Origin of the sequence: Paenibacillus mesophilus (genome assembly GCF_005938385.1) — a bacterium.
Lineage (GTDB): Bacteria > Bacillota > Bacilli > Paenibacillales > NBRC-103111 > Paenibacillus_AB > Paenibacillus_AB mesophilus.
The window spans coordinates 1-374 of the sequence record NZ_VCRA01000018.1 but is presented as its reverse complement, the minus strand read 5'-3'; the positions used below and the strand labels follow the sequence as shown (position 1 = coordinate 374).

At 55.6% G+C, this 374-nt stretch carries 2 rRNA genes; both read right to left on the bottom strand.

Annotation, left to right across the window (positions count from 1 at the left end):
• Positions 1–114, bottom strand: a 5S ribosomal RNA gene (rrf, locus tag FE783_RS25710).
• Between the two features lie 154 nt (positions 115–268).
• Positions 269–374: ribosomal RNA gene (locus FE783_RS25705) — 23S ribosomal RNA — on the bottom strand; the annotation flags it as partial.

Genomic DNA, 374 nt, shown 5'->3' with positions numbered 1-374 from the left:
TGGCAACGTCCTACTCTCCCAGGACCCTGCGGTCCAAGTACCATCGGCGCTGGAGGGCTTAACGGTCGTGTTCGGGATGGGAACGCGTGGATCCCCTCCGCCATCATCACCAAACGATTTACTTATATTCAGGTCGCAACGCAGCCATGCGTCGCAGCGATCTTCAGTACAGACTTGCTGTTCTGTCCACCGTTTATTCCCTGAAAACTGAATGCGAAACAAATCGAGTTGAAGCTGGAATCGAGCGCCCGGGGGTTACCGGGGCTAGTTGGATAAGCCCTCGACCGATTAGTATTCGTCAGCTGCACGCGTTGCCGCGCTTCCACCCCGAACCTATCAACCTGGTCGTCTACCAGGGGTCTTACGAATTGGGA